This is a genomic window from Amycolatopsis jiangsuensis (assembly GCF_014204865.1).
In the GTDB taxonomy this organism is placed as follows: domain Bacteria; phylum Actinomycetota; class Actinomycetes; order Mycobacteriales; family Pseudonocardiaceae; genus Amycolatopsis; species Amycolatopsis jiangsuensis.
This window is the reverse complement of sequence record NZ_JACHMG010000001.1, coordinates 2,149,538-2,166,753: the sequence shown is the minus strand read 5'-3', so window position 1 is coordinate 2,166,753 and position 17,216 is coordinate 2,149,538. Positions and strand designations below refer to the sequence as shown.

General features: G+C 68.7%; 15 protein-coding genes. 11 read left to right on the top strand and 4 right to left on the bottom strand.

Annotation, left to right across the window (positions count from 1 at the left end; genetic code table 11):
• Nucleotides 1-13 precede the first annotated feature (13 nt).
• The 8 genes from BJY18_RS09375 to BJY18_RS09340 all read left to right on the top strand — a co-directional run bounded on the left by BJY18_RS09375 (nucleotide 14) and on the right by BJY18_RS09340 (nucleotide 10,532).
• Nucleotides 14-1,282 (top strand): ATP-grasp domain-containing protein, encoded by a 1,269-nt coding sequence (locus tag BJY18_RS09375; RefSeq protein ID WP_184779463.1) that lies wholly within the window; start codon nucleotides 14-16, stop codon nucleotides 1,280-1,282.
• Nucleotides 1,283-1,417: 135 nt separating this feature from the next.
• Nucleotides 1,418-2,254: a 2OG-Fe(II)-dependent halogenase WelO5 family protein gene (locus BJY18_RS09370; protein WP_184779461.1), complete on the top strand. Its 837-nt coding sequence runs from the start codon at nucleotides 1,418-1,420 to the stop codon at nucleotides 2,252-2,254.
• Nucleotides 2,255-2,316: 62 nt separating this feature from the next.
• Nucleotides 2,317-2,553, top strand: coding sequence for a hypothetical protein (locus BJY18_RS09365; protein ID WP_184779459.1), 237 nt, complete (start codon nucleotides 2,317-2,319; stop codon nucleotides 2,551-2,553).
• 34 nt (nucleotides 2,554-2,587) lie between these two features.
• Nucleotides 2,588-3,604 (top strand): 2,3-diaminopropionate biosynthesis protein SbnA, encoded by a 1,017-nt coding sequence (sbnA, locus tag BJY18_RS09360; protein WP_184779457.1) that lies wholly within the window; start codon nucleotides 2,588-2,590, stop codon nucleotides 3,602-3,604.
• A 14-nt stretch (nucleotides 3,605-3,618) separates the two neighbouring features.
• Nucleotides 3,619-4,638 (top strand): 2,3-diaminopropionate biosynthesis protein SbnB, encoded by a 1,020-nt coding sequence (gene sbnB, locus BJY18_RS09355; protein WP_184779455.1) that lies wholly within the window; start codon nucleotides 3,619-3,621, stop codon nucleotides 4,636-4,638.
• Between the two features lie 5 nt (nucleotides 4,639-4,643).
• On the top strand, nucleotides 4,644-4,841 hold the full coding sequence (locus BJY18_RS09350; protein WP_184779453.1) for an MbtH family protein: 198 nt from the start codon (nucleotides 4,644-4,646) through the stop codon (nucleotides 4,839-4,841).
• Nucleotides 4,838-5,575: a thioesterase II family protein gene (locus BJY18_RS09345; protein ID WP_184779451.1), complete on the top strand. Its 738-nt coding sequence runs from the start codon at nucleotides 4,838-4,840 to the stop codon at nucleotides 5,573-5,575. Before BJY18_RS09350 ends, BJY18_RS09345 begins: the two co-directional genes overlap by 4 nt.
• Nucleotides 5,576-5,588: 13 nt before the next feature.
• The gene (locus BJY18_RS09340) at nucleotides 5,589-10,532 is read left to right on the top strand and encodes a non-ribosomal peptide synthetase (protein WP_184779449.1); all 4,944 of its coding nucleotides are present in this window, start codon (nucleotides 5,589-5,591) and stop codon (nucleotides 10,530-10,532) included.
• 122 nt (nucleotides 10,533-10,654) lie between these two features.
• Here BJY18_RS09340 and BJY18_RS09335 read toward each other — a convergent pair whose 3' ends face one another.
• Nucleotides 10,655-11,602, bottom strand: coding sequence for a ketopantoate reductase family protein (locus BJY18_RS09335; protein ID WP_184779447.1), 948 nt, complete (start codon nucleotides 11,600-11,602; stop codon nucleotides 10,655-10,657).
• Nucleotides 11,599-12,840: a cytochrome P450 gene (locus tag BJY18_RS09330; protein ID WP_184779445.1), complete on the bottom strand. Its 1,242-nt coding sequence runs from the start codon at nucleotides 12,838-12,840 to the stop codon at nucleotides 11,599-11,601. The genes BJY18_RS09335 and BJY18_RS09330 overlap by 4 nt, the downstream gene beginning before the upstream one ends.
• Nucleotides 12,841-12,971: 131 nt before the next feature.
• Between BJY18_RS09330 and BJY18_RS09325 the strand changes: the two genes are divergently transcribed.
• From BJY18_RS09325 to BJY18_RS09315, 3 genes are all read left to right on the top strand, one after another.
• Nucleotides 12,972-13,628, top strand: a complete 657-nt coding sequence (locus tag BJY18_RS09325; protein ID WP_312873798.1) for a TetR/AcrR family transcriptional regulator — start codon at nucleotides 12,972-12,974, stop codon at nucleotides 13,626-13,628.
• A 218-nt stretch (nucleotides 13,629-13,846) separates the two neighbouring features.
• On the top strand, nucleotides 13,847-14,134 hold the full coding sequence (locus BJY18_RS09320) for a (2Fe-2S)-binding protein (RefSeq protein WP_184779441.1): 288 nt from the start codon (nucleotides 13,847-13,849) through the stop codon (nucleotides 14,132-14,134).
• 66 nt (nucleotides 14,135-14,200) lie between these two features.
• Nucleotides 14,201-15,499, top strand: coding sequence for an MFS transporter (locus BJY18_RS09315; RefSeq protein ID WP_184779439.1), 1,299 nt, complete (start codon nucleotides 14,201-14,203; stop codon nucleotides 15,497-15,499).
• 257 nt (nucleotides 15,500-15,756) lie between these two features.
• On the opposite strand, the gene BJY18_RS37420 is transcribed toward BJY18_RS09315, so the two are convergent.
• Nucleotides 15,757-15,879, bottom strand: coding sequence for a hypothetical protein (locus BJY18_RS37420; protein WP_281393656.1), 123 nt, complete (start codon nucleotides 15,877-15,879; stop codon nucleotides 15,757-15,759).
• A gap of 259 nt (nucleotides 15,880-16,138) precedes the next feature.
• Nucleotides 16,139-16,849, bottom strand: coding sequence for a DJ-1/PfpI family protein (locus BJY18_RS09310; RefSeq protein ID WP_184779437.1), 711 nt, complete (start codon nucleotides 16,847-16,849; stop codon nucleotides 16,139-16,141).
• Nucleotides 16,850-17,216 lie beyond the last annotated feature (367 nt).

Sequence of the window (17,216 nt, the reverse complement as noted above, 5' to 3'; positions counted from 1 at the left end):
TGGAGAAACCGTTATGTCCCAGCGCCCGAAACTCGTCCTCGTCGGTCAGCTGTCGACGCTGCCCTGGCTGTTCGAGGCCGCCGAGCGGGCCGGTATCGACTTGATCCTCGTTCCCAGGGGGGACGACACGAAGGAGTCCGCAGGGCGCGCCCCTGCCGTGGTCGAACTGCTGCCGCTGGACATAGAAGGTGATCCGGAAGGCGCGCTGTCCCAGCTCGCTGGACGCTACCGGCAGGAGCCGTTCGGCGGGATCATGGCGGCCAACGAGCAGGCGGTGCCGTTCGTGGCGCGCGCTGCCCGGGAACTGGGCCTCGTCGGGCTCACCGAGAAAACGGCGGCGCTGGTGCGCGACAAGCGAAGCATGCGCCGTCACCTGCTGGAGGCTGGTCTTGGCACACCCGGCTTCGTGGTCGTGGAGGCCCCGGACAGGTGGGCCGACGCGCTCAGCCTGCGGTTCCCCGTGGTGGTGAAGCCGGTCAGCGGTCACTCCAGCTTCGGTGTGGTCCGAGTGGACGACAAGGACGGTCTCGAAGAGGCCGTGGCCGGCACCTGGGCGCTTGTCGATGCGCGCCGGGGTGCAAACGACGGATTGGCCGCGCAGGTCGGCGTAGTGGTCGAAGAGTACCTGGACGGGCCGGAGATTTCCGCCGAATCCCTTGTCCATCGGGGGGAGGTCCGGGTCTGCGCCATCAGCTGGAAGGGCGAGCTGACGGGGCCATACTTCCAGGAGACCACCTTGCGAGCTCCTGCCCAGCTGCCCGCCGAAGTACTCGCCGCGACCGAGGCGGAGGTGATCGCCGCGCACCACGCCTTCGATGTCACAGAAGGCACCACGCACACCGAACTGCGGCTGGTCGGCGGCGTGCGCCCGGTGCTGCTGGAGATGGGCGCGCGCATCGGTGGCGGGGGATACATGGCGCACTTCGCGCACGTCGGAAGCGGGATCGACCTGGCCGCCGACGCGCTGCGCATTCACCTCGGCAGGCAACCGCTGTACTGGAGTGAGAAGCCGGTCCCGGCCGGTCACGTGGCGGCCTACCAGGTACCGGTCGGAAGCGGCGGGCGAGTCAAGCGAGTGCACGGACTGGACTCGGTGCGGGCCGACCCACGGGTGGAGTACGTGGTGCAGAACGCGGGCCCTGGCACGCTGCTGCCGCCCTACCCGGACTTTGCGGGATACCCGGTGATCGTGATTTCCCGCCACGGGTCCGACGCCGAAGCCGAGGCGTACCGCGAACACCTCGCCAGCACACTGTACGTCGAGTACGAGGACCAGGGGTGAGCCGGCGCCAGGCCGCAGCAGACCGGCGGATCGTGTCGTGCACGGAGCTTCGCGCCCACTTCGGCCAGTAAGCACTGCCTTTCCAGCCCTGCTTTGTGAGAGCAGCGGTGTACGCGTGCGAGAAGGAGAGAAAAGATGCAGCAGAGCAAGGCACGACTGAGCGGACAGCAAGCCGATCCGGGATTCTTCCGGTTCGAGGAGCGCGACGAACTCGACTACGAGCTCGTGTTGGACGTTCTTCACGGACGCAGGCTGGGGGTGATCTTCAGGGATGTCATCCCGGCGGCGGCGCGCAAGGATCTGACCGAGCGGTTCTGGGCCAGCCCGGCACGACAGCACCGGGAGGGCGAGCCATCGCACTACGTCGGCGCCTACCACTGGAACAAGGACGCCGGCACCTACCTCGACGAGTCGGCCGCGGTCGCCGAGCACGTCCGCGACGTGATCGACGCCCCCGATTCGCCATGGCACTTGTTCCGTGAGGGCGTCGGCGAGGTTCTCGGCAAGGAGGGCGCGTCGCTGCGGGTGGCGGAGATGAACGGCCGCCCGGCGTGCGCCGCGCTGATCCGCGCGTGGGACAAGGAAGGCGATTTCTCGCTCGACCCGCACGAGGACGAAGCGCAGTGCAAGGACCCGCGGCAGCGCGGTTTCGAAATCCAGCGGGTTCTGGATCACCAGATCTGCGCGGTGAACATGTGCACCGAACACACCGCCGGCGGGCGGCTGGTGATCTGGAACATCCGTCCCGACGACGCGACCCGGCGCGCGCTCGACATCGAGCTGACCGGGCTGCCTTACCGGGCCGAAGACCTGGCGGAGTTCGAGGAGTTGCGTGTGGACATTCGAGAGGGTGACGTCTACGCCTTCAACGGTGCGTTCGTCCACGCGGTGGGCGCCAATTCCGGCAACCGCACCACGGTGTCCTTCATCATGGGGTTCACCGATTCTGAGACGGTCGTGAGCTGGACCTGATTCCGACCGGGCCGGCAGCGAGAGCAACCACCGGCGGCGCGCGTTTCGCTTGGCACGGAAGCATGCCGAGCCGCGGTTCGGTCTCAAACGTCATCGCGCAGTCGCGCGCAATCAGCGCCAACGCGGCCGAAGAACCGTCCGCGAAGGCCACCGCGAGCGCTGCCCTGGCCTGGATCGAGGCCGTGTACTTCGGAGCAGGCAGCCGGTTTGTCTTCGCCGGCTCCCTGCGCCGAGGCGCGTCCGGTGGCGTCGGCGTCGAAGGTGACGCCGGTGGCAATGCGTACTTGAGTCCCGGTTGAGTCGCCTCGGCCCATTCCGTGTCAAACTCGTTCTATGCTCCATGAGCGTGCTGAGCAATTCCTGGTCGAACGGGCAAGGCAGATCCGCTCGGGCCTGACGGAAACCCCACTGATCGCCTTGGCGGACGAGAAATGCGAAATCTTCGTCAAGCTGGAATTCTGCAATCCGAGCGGAAGCAGCAAGGACCGATCGGCGATGTGGATTCTGGAACAGGCGATCGGCCGCGGGGAAATAACCCGCGAAACGACGGTGGTCGAGTCCTCGTCCGGAAACTTCGCGCTAGCCATGGCCTACTACTGCCGAATGCTCGGGATCCGGTTCATCCCGGTCATCGATCCGAACTGCAACGAGTCCACCGAGGCCCAGCTTCGGCTCTTGTGCGGACGCGTGGAAAAGGTCGCCGCGGCTGACGCGGCCGGTGGCTATCTGAAGACGCGGTTGTCGCGTGTGCAAGATCTGCTGGCCGAACTGGAAGTTGCCTATTGGCCGAACCAGTACGCCAATTCGGATGCCAGTGACGCGCATTACCGTTTCACGGCTGCCGAATTGATCGCGCAGGCCGGTCCGCTGGACTACCTGTTCGTCGGCGTGGGCACGGGTGGAACGATCGCCGGGCTCTCCCGCCGGATCAAGGGGGCCTACCCGGACTGTGTGGTGGTCGCCGTCGACACCGAAGGCTCGGTGATCTTCGGCGGCCCGCCGAAGAAGCGCCGGATCCCCGGCATCGGGTCCAGCATCAAGCCACCGCTGTGCGACCAGGCGCTGATCGACGAGGTCCAGATCGTCTCCGAAGTGCACACCGTCGAGGCCTGCGCCGCGATGGCCGCCAAGTACGGCTTGTACGCGGGCGGTTCGACGGGCAGTGCCTATTCCGCCGTCCAGGACTACTTCGCCCGCAGCCGTCCCGGCGTCCACCGCCCGCGGGTCGCGTTCCTCGCCGCCGATCGCGGCCAAGCCTACGCCGGGACGGTCTACGACCCCACCTGGGTTCAGCAGTTGCGCGCCGAAGCAGCACAGACCGCCGGCGTCGAAGTACTGGCCGTCAACTGAAGGAGAGCCAACCCATGTCCACCTTGGCCCCACCGCTCATGACGGTGATCGCCGCGGGCGACATCGCCGCCGAGACCGACCATCACCGCCCGGAGCTGATCGAGGTCGTCCGTGCCGCCTACCTCGCGCACGATGCCGGGCAGAGCTCGAACCCGCACAGTTCGTTCCTGCGCTTCCCGCACCAGGACCGGTCGCGCATCATCTCCCTGCCCGCTTACCTCGGCGGCGAGTTCGAGGTCGCCGGCAACAAGTGGATCGCCAGCTTCCCGGACAACACGCGGCACGGTCTCCCCCGTGCCTCGGCCACCCTGATCCTCAACGACTGCGTCACCGGCTACCCGTTCGCCTGCATGGAATCCTCGATCGTCTCGGCGACCCGGACCGCGGCGTCCGCGGTTCTCGGCGCGCAAACGCTGCTCGGTGGGCGCCGGGCCCGGCAGGTCGGCATCGTGGGCACCGGCCTGATCGCCCGGCACGTGTGGCGGTTCCTGCGCGATCTCGGCTGGGAGATCGGCGGGTTCCGGCTCTTCGACCTCGAACCGGCGGTGGCGAGCCGCTTCGGCGCCATGATCGCCGGGCACACCGAGGCCGAGATCGTGCTCGCCGACCGGGTGGAGGACGCGTTCACCGGCTGCGATCTCGTGCTGCTGACCACCGTGGCCGGTGAGCCGCACCTCCACGACCCCCGGCTGCTGGCGCACAACCCGGTGGTCCTGCACCTCTCCCTGCGCGACCTCGCACCCGAGGTGATACTCGCCGCGCAGAACTTCACCGACGACGTGGACCACGCCGTACGTGAGCGCACCTCGCTGCACCTGACCGAACAGCGCACCGGCAACCGGGACTTCGTCGACGGCACTCTCGGCGACCTGTTGCGCGAGCGGTTGTGCCGGGACCCCGGACGCCCGGCGATCTTCTCGCCGTTCGGGCTGGGCGTACTCGACCTCGCCGTCGGCAAGTGGGTGCACGACCGGATCGTCGCCGCGGGCCGCGGCCGTCGCGAAGGCGATTTCTTCATCGGGGCGGAGGCCTGACGCAGATGAGCTCATCACCCGTCGAAGACCGGTACGTCGTCGTGGTGAACCACGAGGAGCAGTACTCCGTTTGGTTCGCCGACCGCGCTCTGCCCGCCGGCTGGACCGCCACCGGCGCCCGGGGGACCCGCCAGGAGTGCCTGGACCACATCGAACAGGTGTGGACCGACTTGACCCCGCGGTCTGTACGGACGTCACGATGACGGCCGCCGGCCCCGCGGCCGCCTGGCTGCGCGGGCTCGGTAGCCGTGAACGCACCGCGCGGCGGCGCCTTTTCGTCTTCCCGCACGCCGGGGCCGGTGCGTCCGCCTACCGGCTCGCGCCCCACCTGCCGGACACCGTCGAAGTCTGCACGGTCCAGCTGCCCGGAAGGGAGAGCCGGTTCGCCGAATCAGCCCTGACGTCCATGGACGAGGCCGTGGCCGCGCTCGCGCCGCTCGTCGCGGACCACACGGACCTGCCGTACGCCTTTTTCGGACACAGCATGGGTTCCCTGATCGCCTTCGAGACGGCCCGGCGGCTGCGTGCGCTGGGCACACGCCTGCCGGAGCGTCTCTTCCTGTCGGGCATGCGCGCCCCCGACCTGCCGGACCGCGATTCGCGGCACACGCTGCCGGATGACGAGCTGCTCGCCACCGCCGAATTCGACGGCGTGGACGCCGAGCTGAAAGAGCTGCTGCTGCCGCTGCTGCGCGCGGACCTGACATTGTGCGAGACCTACCCGTACCGCGTTGAGGCCCCGTTGCCGTGCGCTGTGACGGTTCTGGCCGGCTCGGCCGACGACAGCGTCGGCGAGCCGGAGCTCGTCGGCTGGCGCCGGCACACCTCGAGCGACTTCTCGGTGCACCTGTTCCCGGGTGCGCCCCATCTGTATGTGCGCGGCGCGGAACGAGAGCTCGCCGAGACGATCGTCCGCGCGTTGTCCGCACAAGGCTGAGAAAGGATCGTCCATGACGCCGACCACCCTCGTCGCGCTGTGGGAACAGCAGGCAGCCGCAGCACCCGACGCGGTCGCCGTCGTCGCAGGAGGTCGCCACGCCACCTATGCCGAAGTGGACCGCCGGGCCACGGCACTCGCCGCCGAGCTGCGGATCCGTGGCGTGGGGCCGGAGGACCTGGTCGGGGTTTGCCTCGATCGCTCGGTGGAGCTGGTCGTGGCCTTGCTCGGCATCCTGAAATCGGGCGCCGCGTACCTGCCCCTCGACCCCGGCTACCCAGCCGACCGGCTGCGGTACATGACTTCCGACTCGGGGACCGGGCTGACGCTGTGCGACGCGCACCGGCGCACGCAGGCTCTGGCGTCCGGCGTGGCCGAAGTCCTGTCCGCCGAGGACTTCCCCGCGGAACCGTCGGTTCCCGTCGGGCAGGCAGTACACCCGTCCCACCTGGCCTACGTCATCTACACCTCCGGTTCGACGGGCGTACCCAAGGGCGTCGCCGTCGACCACGCGGCGGTCGCCTCGTTCCTGCGGAGTGCGGCCGAGCGCCCGGGCCTGGAGCCGGGCGACCGGGTCCTCGCGCTGACCCCGCTGTCGTTCGACATCTCGATTCTGGAGCTGTTCCTGCCGCTGACCCGAGGGACGACGGTGGTGATGGCCCCGCGCGCCGCCAACACCGACCCGGAGCTGCTGGCCGCCACCATCGCCGAGGCGGGGGTGAGCGTCGTGCAGGCGACTCCCACCAGCTGGCGGATGCTGCTGGCGTCCGGCTGGACCGACGGGCACGGCCGAGTGCTGCTCTCGGGTGGTGAGCCGCTCGACTCGCGGCTGGCCGGCGACCTGCTCGCGACCGGCGGCACCCTGTGGAACCTGTACGGGCCGACTGAGGCGACGGTGTGGGCTACCGCCGCCCGCATCGCCGTCGCCGACCGCGTCACGGTCGGCACGGCCCTGTCCAACACCCGCCTGCACGTCGTGGACGAGAATGGGCGAGAAGCCGGTCCAGGATTCGTCGGCGAGCTGTGGATCGGCGGCCCAGGCGTGGCACGCGGATACCTCAACCGGCCCGCACTGACCGCGGACCGGTTCGTACCCGACCCGTTCGGGGATACTCCGGGACGCCTGTACCGGACCGGAGACCTCGCCCGGTGGTCCGCCGACGGCACCCTGGAACTGCTGGGACGCAACGACGACCAGGTCAAGGTACGCGGCGTCCGCATCGAGCTCGGCGAGATCGAGGCCGCTGCGCGCAGCCACCCCTTCGTCGCGGACGCGGTGGTGGTCGTCGACCACGAGGCAGCCGGGGGCGACCAGCTGGTGGCGTACCTCGTGCCCGCCCCCGGCGCACGGAATGCGGCAGCGGACCTGCCGCGCCAGGTCCGTGAGCACCTGGCCCGGCGACTTCCCGCGCACATGGTGGCCCAGGGCTACGCCGTGCTCGAGGCCTTGCCTCGCACCCCGGCGGGCAAGGCCGACCGGGAAGCCGCCCGGCGAATCCCGCACGGCCCGGTCCGAGCGAGCGGGCCGGCGCCCGGCGATGAGCCGCTGCCGTCGCGCACCGCGGCCGTGTGCCGCGTGTGGGCCGAAGTCCTCGGGCTTGACGACGTAGCGCCGTATGACGACTTCTTCGGACTGGGCGGCCAGTCGCTCACCGCGGTCCGGGTCGTGGCCCGGCTGCGCGCGCAGCTCGGCGTGCCGGTCGACACCCAGTCGGTCTTCGCTCATCCGACCCCGGCCGCGCTCGCCGCGTCGCTGGACGGCGCGGCCCCCTCGGCCGACCGGCCGATCCCCGCGGCAACGACTGCCGAACTGTCCTTCGGCCAGGAGCGGATCTGGTTCTTCGAGCAGCTGAACGACTCGGTACCCGCGTACCACCTGCCGGTGGCCTTGGGCGTACCCGGCGGGCGTGTTGATCCGGCGCTGCTGCAGGAATGCCTGTCCGCTCTGGTGCGACGGCACCCCGCGCTGCGCACGGCTTTCGTCTCCGACGACGGCCGGGGCCGTCCCGAACCGCGCGAGCCGGCCTCGGTGCCGCTGCGCCGCATCGAGGTGGCAGAGGAGGAGCTGGACGCGCTGATCACCCGGCTTGTCCGTGCCCCGTTCGCGCTCGACCGCCCACCGCTGCTGCGCGCGGACGTGCTGTGTGCTCCGAGCCGTGACGTGGTCTTGCTGACGATGCATCACCTGGCCTGCGACGGCGCGTCGATCGACCTCATGGTCCGGGAGCTTGGCGAGTACTACGCGGGCCTCGCCGACGGCCACCGCCCCATCCCGGCGCCGCTGCCTGTGACGTACGCCGACTACGCGGCTTGGCAGCGTGAGCGGCTCACCGGTGCCGAGTTGGAGCGGCTGTCAGGTCACTGGCGCGCCCGGTTGTCGGGGATGCCTGTCCTGGAGCTGCCGACCAGCCGTCCCCGGCCGCCCGCCGCGAGCCATCGTGGCCGCCGCGAACTACTGCGTGTCCCGATCGACTTGACTCGCCGGCTCAGGCGGCTGTGCCGTGCCGAAGGCATCACGTTGTTCATGGGCCTGCTGGCTCCGTTGCAGGTGCTGCTCGGTCGCTACGCCGACGAGACCGACGTCGCCGTCGGCACGCTGATTGGCGGCCGGCCGCGTCCCGAGCTGGACGATGTGGTCGGCTACTTCGTGAACACCGTCGTCCTGCGCACCGACTTCTCCGGCGATCCGACCTGGCGCGAGCTGCTGGGCCGGGTCCGCGAGGTTGCGCGGCAGGCATACGCGCACCAAGAGCTGCCTTTCGAGAAGCTGGTGGCTGAGTTGAGCCCGGAACGCGACCTGAGCCGCAACCCGTTGTTCCAGGTGCTGTTCGCTCTGCACGAGGAGCCGGTGGCCGGTCACCTCACCGAGCTGTACGACCGCAAGGAGCTGGAGGGACGGCTCGGCACCGCCCGCTTCGACCTCGCCATCGACGTGACGGACCACGCTGCCGGGACCGGTGACCTCAGCATCTCCGTCGAGTACGCCACCGACCTGTTCGACGCTGCCTTCGTCCGCGGACTCGGCCGGCACTTCCTGCGGGTCATCGAGCAGATGGTGTCCGACGTCGCCGCCCCGCTGTCCGAGCTGGAGATCGTCACGGCCGACGAGCTGCGCGCTCTCACCACCGGCAACCGGGCAGAACCCGTGCCAGGGCCCAGCACCCTGGTCCGCCTGTGGGACCATCAGGTGCGGAGCACGCCGGACGCGATCTGCGTCGTTGGCGACGGTCGGTCGCTGACCTTCGCGGAGGCCGATGCACGGAGTTCGGCCTTGGCGCGGAAACTGCGAGCCGAGGGGGTCCGCCCCGAAAGCCTGGTCGCTGTTTGCCTCGAGCGCTCGGTCGAGCTGGTGGTCGCCCTGCTGGGCGTGCTGAGGGCGGGAGGCGCCTACGTGCCGCTCGACCCAAGCTATCCGACGGACCGGCTGCGGTACCTGCTGGCCGACTCGGGCGTCCGCCTGGTCGTCGCCGATCCGGGGCACCCCACATCGGCTCTGTTCAGCGACGACGTGTGCCTCGTGGAGGTGGATCAGGAGCCTGGCAAAGATCCCGGGCCGCTCGAAGAGGCACAACCTCACCACCTCGCCTACGTGATCTACACATCGGGCTCCACCGGCAATCCCAAGGGTGTCATGATCACCCACGCCAACATCACGGGGTTCTTGGAGTGGAACCAGCGGTTGTGCCAACTGACCGGGCGGGACCGGGCCCTGCTCAACCACTCGACAGCGTTCGACAACTCGGTCTGGGAGATCTTCCAGTGCCTGGTGTCCGGCGCCGAACTGCACTTCGCGAGCCCCACCGCGGCCTACGACCCCGAGGAGTTCCTGCGGCAGGTCGCCGAGCGCGGCATCACGACGCTCAACGCAACGCCCTCGCAAATGCGGGTCTTGCTGGAGTCCGGTACGGATCCGGCCGCGCGACTCGCTTCCGTACGTCTGCTGTTCACTGGTGCCGAAGCCGTGCCACACGACGTGGCCCGCCGCGTCCTGTCCGCCACCGCGCCGGGATGCCAGGTCTACAACGAGTACGGGCCCACCGAAGCTACCATCACCTCGGCATTCTGTCCGATCACGGAAGAGCTGCTCGATCGGCACAGTCATCTCCCGAGCGTCCCGTTCGGCCGGGCGACCGACAACGCGCTCCTCTACGTCCTGGACCCGCGGTTACGCCCGGTGGCCCCTGGCTGTCGCGGCCTGCTGTACGTCGGCGGCAGCGCGGTCGGCCGTGGCTACCTCGGCCGGCCGGCCCGCACAGCGGCGGCATACCTGCCCGACCCGTACGCCGCGGAGCCCGACGCCCGGATGTATGCCACGGGCGACGTGGTTCGGCTGCTACCCGATGGCAACCTGGTCTTCCTCGGTCGCAACGACCACCAGGTCAAGGTGCGCGGCTTCCGCATCGAGCTCGGCGAGATCGAGTCCGCGCTGCAGAGTCACCCCGCCGTGGCCGAATGCGTCGTCGCCATGGCCGGCACCGGTTCCGGCGCGGATCATCTGGCGGCCTACGTGATCCCCGAGCACACTGACCGGCCCGCTCCGGAAGCGGCGGAACTGCGCGCTCATGTGGCGGCGAAACTACCGCCTTACATGCTGCCGCAGAGTTACACCGTGATCGGCGAGATCCCCTTGACCCCGAACGGCAAGGTCGACCGGGAGGCATTGCCCGCCCCGCGCTCGGTGGCCGCCCTTCCCCCGGCCACCCGCCGGCCCGCAACCAAAATCCAGCTCCTCGTCGCCGAAGTGTGGCGGGAGTGCCTGGGGCTCGGCGACGACTTCGGGCCGGAGGACGGCTTCTTCGACGTCGGCGGCAGCTCGTTGACCATCGCCACGGTCGCGAGCCGGCTCGGCGAACGACTCGGGCGCCGGGTTCCGCCGGCCCTGGTCTTCAAGAATCCCACTCTCGCCGGCCTCGCCGAGGCCTTGGGGCCTGTGTCGAATTCGCCTCGACCAAGTTGAGCTGAGTTGGTGCTGTCAGGCGTGTCGGTGGCCGACACGGGAACGTGACGAGCGCGGTGCTCGGTGTGGACAACCGGTGGTACTGCCGTCGGAAACTAGTTCCTCCGCGCGGAAAGATGCGCTCAGAGTGCGAATACGGTCTCCAGTGACGCGAGCCGCGGCATCGGGAACCCGATTCTCCGTGCTTCCGCGAGTACGTCTCTGGCGTAGAGGCCGGCACTCTCCCGAGTCATGTGCCCCGTCCGTTCCACCTCTTCCATGATGAAGCTGTACAGGTTCTTACCGGCCAGGAGTCTGTGCAGGAGGAAGCCGAGCAGCTCTGCGGGGACACGCGAGATGAGGGCGGCACCCCTGCCTGGTGTTCCTCCTCGGGCCTGCACCAGCGGAATCATTTCGCGCACCAGGAGAACGGACTGCTTGACCGCCTCGCGCGAGGCGACCAGGCGCGCCTGTCCTCCCACCGCCAGTCCCTGAGTCAGGAGTCCGGCGTCCATGATGAAGTGGATCCAGAGCCAGGTGCGGAAGTCCGGTTGCTCGGACACTGAGAAGCCGGCGTCCTTGAAGAGGGCTCGGACGGTCTGGTACCGCTCGGTCCGGTTCGAGCCTTCGCAGAAACCCATGAAGATGTTCTTCAGGACGCCACCGCGGAGGGTGGAGCCGGTGAAGCCCCCACCACCGCCGGGGAATGCCCAGACAACTTGGTCGCCGGGCAGCCGGGACACGACGGCCGATGGCTCCGCCCAGACGTTTCCGAACATCAGCACGGTGGCATCGCCGACACGAGGGCTCAGGAAGCCGATGGCGTTGTCCAGCTGGTCGTGGTTGACGCTCAGCACGATCAGGTCGTAGTCGTGCCTGGCGGTCAGCTCTTCCCGTAGGGTGATTGGCCAGTGCTGGACGACCGCAGCGCCGCGGCGCGCCCGCCCGTCCCGGATCTGCAGGTCCACCAGGGAACCGAGCGTTGCCGCTCGGCCCGGCCGGACGTAGAACTCGACCTCGTGTCCCGCCTTTTCCAGCGCCCAGCCGTAGAGGGTGGCGATCGTGCCGCGCCCGAACATCAGGATTTTCATCGGATCTCCCAGCTGACCGGGAGCGCAGCCGCGCCGTAGACGGAATTGAACACGCGGAACTCGACCTCAGAGTCCGGCACGGCGAGCGCCAGTGAAGGGAAGCGGCGGAGCAGGGCAGGAAACGCCGCGCACAGTTCCAAACGCGCCAGCGGTGCTCCCAGACAATGGTGCACGCCATGACCGAACGCCAGGTGTCCCGCTTCGCCGCGACCGATGTCGAGCGCGTCGGGGTGGTCGATGAACCCGGGATCGCGGTTGGCGGCGGGAAGGGCGACTAGCACGGCGTCGCCGGCGCGGATGGTGACGCCGGCCAATTCGACATCGGCCGTGGCCGTGCGCTGGACACCCGTGTGGACCACCGACAGCCATCGCAGCAGTTCCTCCACGGCCCTCTCCGTTGCGGCCGGGTCGTCGCGGACGACGGCGAGCTGATCGGGGTGGCGCAACAGTGCCAGGGTGCCCAGGCCGATCATGTTGGCCGTCGTCTCGTGGCCGGCGACCAGGAGCAATAGCGCCATCCCGGCCAGCTCGGGATCGGTCAGCTCGTCGCCGTGTTCGCGCACCAGCATTCCGAGCAGGTCGTCGGCAGGACTCCGCCGCGCACGGACGACCAGCCCGCTCAGGTACCGGTGCAGTTCCTGCAGGGCGGCCACGCGCTCGTGCTCGGGCCGCGAAAGGTCCATCTGCTCGGCGCTGCGCCGCTGGAATTCGTCGCGTTCGTCCCAGGGGACGCCGAGCAGTTCGCAGATCACCAGCGATGGAACGGGAAGGGCGAAGTCGGCGATGAGGTCCGCCGGTGGTCCCTTCTGCGCCATCACGTCGAGGTGCTCTTCGACGATCTGCTCGACGCGCGGGGCGAGCGCGCGCATCCTCCGCAGGGTGAACTGACCGCTGAGCATCCGGCGCAGGCGGTGGTGGTCCGGCGGGTCGGAAAGAAGCAGGTTTCCGGCGACGGATTGTTCCGCGTTCGCCTCGGCGAATCCCGGCAGGGGAGCGGCATTGCTGAACCGGGCGGTGTCCGCCAAGACGGCTCTGACGTCCGCGTAACGGGTCACCAGCCAGGTCGGAGCCCGGAACGGGCCGTCGATTCGCACAACGCCGTCGTCCTTGTGCAGGGAAAGCAGCTCGGGGGCAGGATCGAGACCATTTCGCCGCATGGGCAACGGAATTTCCGCCGGCGGATCGATACGGCTTGTAGTCACGACATCTCCCGAATGTGCTCCGATGATCACTGTCATCGACGTTAACACTCCAAATGGAGCGAGTTGTCCACTTCTGCGGAAGTGAGAACAACCGTCGTTCGAGTGACTCAACTCGCTGTGGCGCACGCGGGCTGGAATTCCGATGTCGCGTCCGGTTCACTGGACGTGTGAATACGCAACGGAGCGGCGAGGACGGGTTGCGCTCGGACGCCGCGCGCAACCGCGTGAGGATCGTGGAGACGGCCCGAGAGCTCTTCCGCGCCCGCGGCATCGACGTCCCGATGAGCACCATCGCCCGCCACGCGGACGTCGGGGTGGCGACGCTCTTCCGTCGGTTCCCGACGAAGGAAGCTTTGGTGACCGAGGTGTTCACCGAGCAGATCGCGCGCTGCCAGGCTTTGCTGGACGAAGCCGCCGACGACCCCGATCCGTGGCACGGCTTCTGCCGGCTCCTCGAGTTCACCTGCGCGGAGCAGCTGAAAGATCGCGGCTTTACCGAGGCATTCCTCGCGCTGTTCGCCGACCGGGTCGACTACCGGAAGCGGCGCAGGGACGTCGAAACCCTGTTCGCGAAACTCGTCCAGCGTGCGCAGGAGGCGGGGCGGCTGCGGCCGGACTTCGCCCCCGGCGACCTGATCATGATCCTGCTGGCCAACGGAGGTCTTCGCGACGCCCCACCGGAACACGCGGAGGACCTCTCTCGGCGCTTCGTCGCCTACCTGTTGCAGACATTCAGCGCCGATGGCGCGGCGGAACGCGAGCCCCTGCCGCCGGCCGGCGCGCTGGGCCTGCACCACGCGCAGCGGCGGGGCGAGGACACCTGACTCAGGCTGCTTTGCCCGCCACCAGGCGCGCTAGGAATCGAGAACGTGTCCCTCGACGAAGGTCTTGGCCGCGACAGTCCCTCGTCCATCACTGCTCGGCGCCGGCGAGCGCGTCTACCGCCGACTGTCCGGGAGGGAGCATGAGACCGCCGATGCAGACGTCTTAGGCGACCACCGCGCTGTCGCCGACCTGGGGTGAGCTCCCAGGTCGCGAAACTATGAACTGCCTGCTGCTCGCCGGGCGAGCCGACGGCGCCCGCGTCGACACACTGGCCGGGCTGGGGACACACGCGGATCCCCATCCCGTGCAGGAAGCGTTCATGGCCGAGTACGCCTTCCAATGCGGGTTCTGCCTTCCCGGCATGATCCTGTCCGCCGTCACGCTACTCGAAAGCACGCCCTCGCCGTCGGACGCGGAGATCCGTGACGCGTTGAGCGGCAACCTCTGTCGCTGCACCGGTTACGTCAACGCCGTCCGCGCCGTGCGCCGCGCAGCCGGGCGCTAACGCCATTCGAACTACACCGTCGCGGCGCAGCCGCGACGGCTCGTCGGAATGCCCAAAGGAGTGCACATGTCCGCACCCAGCAGACAATCCATCACTACTACGACCACCACCCGCCCGCGAGCTTTTCGCACTTTGCTCGGTGCCGGGGTCGGCAACACGCTCGAGTGGTATGACTGGAGCGTCTACGCGATCTTCGCGTCCTTCTTCGCCAAGCAGTTCTTCGTCGACGACGGAGCCACCGGCGCGTTGCTGTCCACTTTGGCCGTGTTCGCGGTCGGGTTCGTGATGCGGCCGATCGGCGGCTTCGTCTTTGGCTGGCTCGCCGACCGGCGCGGCCGCCGGTTCTCGATGACCGCGTCGATGATCCTCATGGCGGCCGGCAGTCTCCTCATCGGGCTCGCGCCGACCCACGCCCAGGTCGGTACCTGGGCTGCGGTGATTCTCGTGTTCGCGCGTCTGGCGCAGGGGCTGGCCCACGGCGGGGAGATCGCGGCGTCGTACACCTACATCGCCGAGATCGCGCCGCGCGCCCGCCGCGGACTGTGGTCCACGAGCCTCTACGTTTCGGTGACCGCCGGTATCGTGCTGGCCTCGCTGATCGGCGCGGGCGCGAGCAGCGTGCTCGGCGCTGAGGCCGTGCGGAACTGGGCGTGGCGCATCCCCTTTCTGATCGGCGGGCTGCTCGGGCTCGTGGGTCTGTACCTGCGTAGGACGCTGCCGGAAACCGAGTCGTTCACCGGGGCCGTGTCCGCACGCCAGTCCACTCGCGACCTGCTGCGCGGGCTGGGCCGGAACAAGCGCAGCCTCGCGCGGATCCTCGGATTCAGCCTGGCCAGCACTGTCGTCTACTACGCCTGGGCGATCGGACTGTCCGGCTTCGCGATCACCGCGAAGGGCGTGCCTGCGCCGGGGGCGCTGTGGGCCACGGTCGCGGCCAACGTCGTGTTCATGGCCACGTTGCCCTTGTGGGGCAAGCTGTCCGACCGCATCGGGCGCAAACCTGTCTTCCTCGGCTATGGGGTGGCGTTCGTCGCGCTGTCTTTTCCGCTACTGGCGGCGTTGAACGACTCCGCGTGGCGCCTGTTCGGAATCATGGCCGTCGCCCTGTTCTTCCTGGGTGCCTTCGTCGGGATCATGCCCGCCTACTTCGCCGAACTGTTCCCGACCGAGGTGCGGGCGTCGGGGATCGGCGTGCCCTACTCATTCGTCGTCGCGATCTTCGGCGGGACGGCACCCTACATCCTGACCTGGGCGAGCAGCCGCGGCCTGGAGTGGGCGTTCGCCCTCTACATGGTCGTCCTCGTCCTGGTCGGCGTGGTTACCACTCTGCTGAGCCCGGAGACGAAGGGCCGCGATCTACAGTGACCGACCGGGCGGACGTGGGAGTCAGTGAAGGTGGCCACTCATGCCGCGAAACGGCCTCCAGGGCCGCGAGCCGTGGCACCGGAAACCCAATTTGCCGTGCCTCCGCCAGTACGTCTCTGGCGTAGGGGCCTGCGTCCTCTCGCGTCATGTGCCCCGTCCGATCCAGTTCTTCCACGAGCTTCGCAGAAACCCATGAAGATGTTCTTCAGGACGTCACCGGGGAAGGGAACCGTAGAATCTTCCGCCGCCGGGAAAACTCAGACAACCTGGACGCCGCGCAGCCGGGATACAACTGCCGATGGCTCCGCCCAGACGTTTCCGAACATCAGTACGGCGGTGTCGCCGACCCGGATGCTGAGAAAGTCGACGACGTTGTCCATCTGACATGGGTGAGACTCAGCACGATCAGGTCGTAGTCGTGCCCGGCGGTCAGTTCCTCCCGCAAGATGATCGGCCACTGCTGGACGGGCGGGTGCGCCGCGGCGCACCCGCCCGTCTCAGATCTACAGGTTCACTTTGGAACCAAGCGAGGCGCTTCGGCGCGGGCGAACGTAGAACTCGACCTGGTGCCCTGCTTCCAGAGCCCAGCGCAGGAATCAGCGCCCAATCACGAACTCCCGGTGCCAGACACGCCTTAAGTCACGGACGTCGCCACACCGTTCCGCGTTGCTCGTACTCCAGGACGGCTTCGGCGCCGATGGCCGCTTCGGCGCCGAGTTCCCGGGTTACCAGCCAGAGAGCGAGGTCCAGGCCGGACGTGACGCCGCCCGCGGTGACGAGGTCGCCGTCGTCGACGACCCGGGCGTCGATCACTCGCGCCTGCTGGGCGGCGAGGTCGGCTTTCGCGAGGTGGTGTGTCGTGCACGGACGGCCCTTCGTCAGACCGGCGGCGGCGAGCACCATGACTCCGGTGCACACTCCGGCGACGACGGCATGGCGGGCGCGGCCCAGATCGTGCAGGAAGGCGCTGTCTTTGATGAGGGCGTTGACGCCTGGGCCGTTCTTCGCGGCGTACCCGCCGCCGGGGACGATGAGGACGTCGCCGGCGACGTTCGGGTTCCATGACGTGGCCACGGCGAACTTGGTGCCGAAGGTGCCGGTCACGACGCCCGGCGCACCCTGTTTGACGAGCATCACCTCGACCTTGCCGTGCTGATGCCCGGCGTGGCCCAGCACGGCAAGGGGACCGATGACGTCCTGCTCCTCGACGCCGTCGAAGAGCAGGATCTGCACGCGGAGGGTCCCGCGCGTCGGCTGAGCGGCCGAAGCGGTGCCGGCGGCTGCGAGTGAGGCGAGCGCGGCGGTACTCGTCGAGGCGGCGGAGAGCCGGAGGAAGTCCCTGCGTTCCATGGGTGACGCCTTTCTGCCAGGGGTGTCGCTTCAGCAGTCGTGCACGCTCTCGCCTGAGTTCCCGGTCGGTGAAGAGGCGTGGTTTCGAGCAACGACATTTGTCGAGCGGCTCGCAACAGACTTCGACAACGGTCGATTGTGACGCAGGTTTCACAACGCCCACACTGATCGCACCGACGTAAGGAGGGAGCCCGGGCATGAATCTTGGCCGTCAGGAAACCGTGGGAACAGACGAGGCTTTCCGCCGAGCGGCCGAGGCATCGCCGAACTTCGTGCCCGTGCGTGATCGGCTCCTGGCCTGGATCCGAGGCCGCTTTGTCCGCGGGCGCTGCCGAGCAGGCGGTTACCTGTCTCGGTCGGCAAGGGC

Bases quoted from the DNA above. Each gene is read 5' to 3' on its own strand.
- BJY18_RS09345 (WP_184779451.1), top strand. From the start codon at position 4,838: ATGACGGCCGCCGGCCCCGCGGCCGCCTGGCTGCGCGGGCTCGGTAGC.
- BJY18_RS09330 (WP_184779445.1), bottom strand. From the start codon at position 12,840: ATGACAGTGATCATCGGAGCACATTCGGGAGATGTCGTGACTACAAGC.
- BJY18_RS09365 (WP_184779459.1), top strand. From the start codon at position 2,317: ATGCCGAGCCGCGGTTCGGTCTCAAACGTCATCGCGCAGTCGCGCGCA.
- BJY18_RS09340 (WP_184779449.1), top strand. From the start codon at position 5,589: ATGACGCCGACCACCCTCGTCGCGCTGTGGGAACAGCAGGCAGCCGCA.
- BJY18_RS09350 (WP_184779453.1), top strand. From the start codon at position 4,644: ATGAGCTCATCACCCGTCGAAGACCGGTACGTCGTCGTGGTGAACCAC.
- BJY18_RS09375 (WP_184779463.1), top strand. From the start codon at position 14: ATGTCCCAGCGCCCGAAACTCGTCCTCGTCGGTCAGCTGTCGACGCTG.
- sbnB (WP_184779455.1), top strand. From the start codon at position 3,619: ATGTCCACCTTGGCCCCACCGCTCATGACGGTGATCGCCGCGGGCGAC.
- BJY18_RS09315 (WP_184779439.1), top strand. From the start codon at position 14,201: ATGTCCGCACCCAGCAGACAATCCATCACTACTACGACCACCACCCGC.
- BJY18_RS09310 (WP_184779437.1), bottom strand. From the start codon at position 16,849: ATGGAACGCAGGGACTTCCTCCGGCTCTCCGCCGCCTCGACGAGTACC.
- BJY18_RS09370 (WP_184779461.1), top strand. From the start codon at position 1,418: ATGCAGCAGAGCAAGGCACGACTGAGCGGACAGCAAGCCGATCCGGGA.
- BJY18_RS37420 (WP_281393656.1), bottom strand. From the start codon at position 15,879: ATGGACAACGTCGTCGACTTTCTCAGCATCCGGGTCGGCGACACCGCC.
- BJY18_RS09335 (WP_184779447.1), bottom strand. From the start codon at position 11,602: ATGAAAATCCTGATGTTCGGGCGCGGCACGATCGCCACCCTCTACGGC.
- BJY18_RS09320 (WP_184779441.1), top strand. From the start codon at position 13,847: ATGAACTGCCTGCTGCTCGCCGGGCGAGCCGACGGCGCCCGCGTCGAC.
- sbnA (WP_184779457.1), top strand. From the start codon at position 2,588: ATGCTCCATGAGCGTGCTGAGCAATTCCTGGTCGAACGGGCAAGGCAG.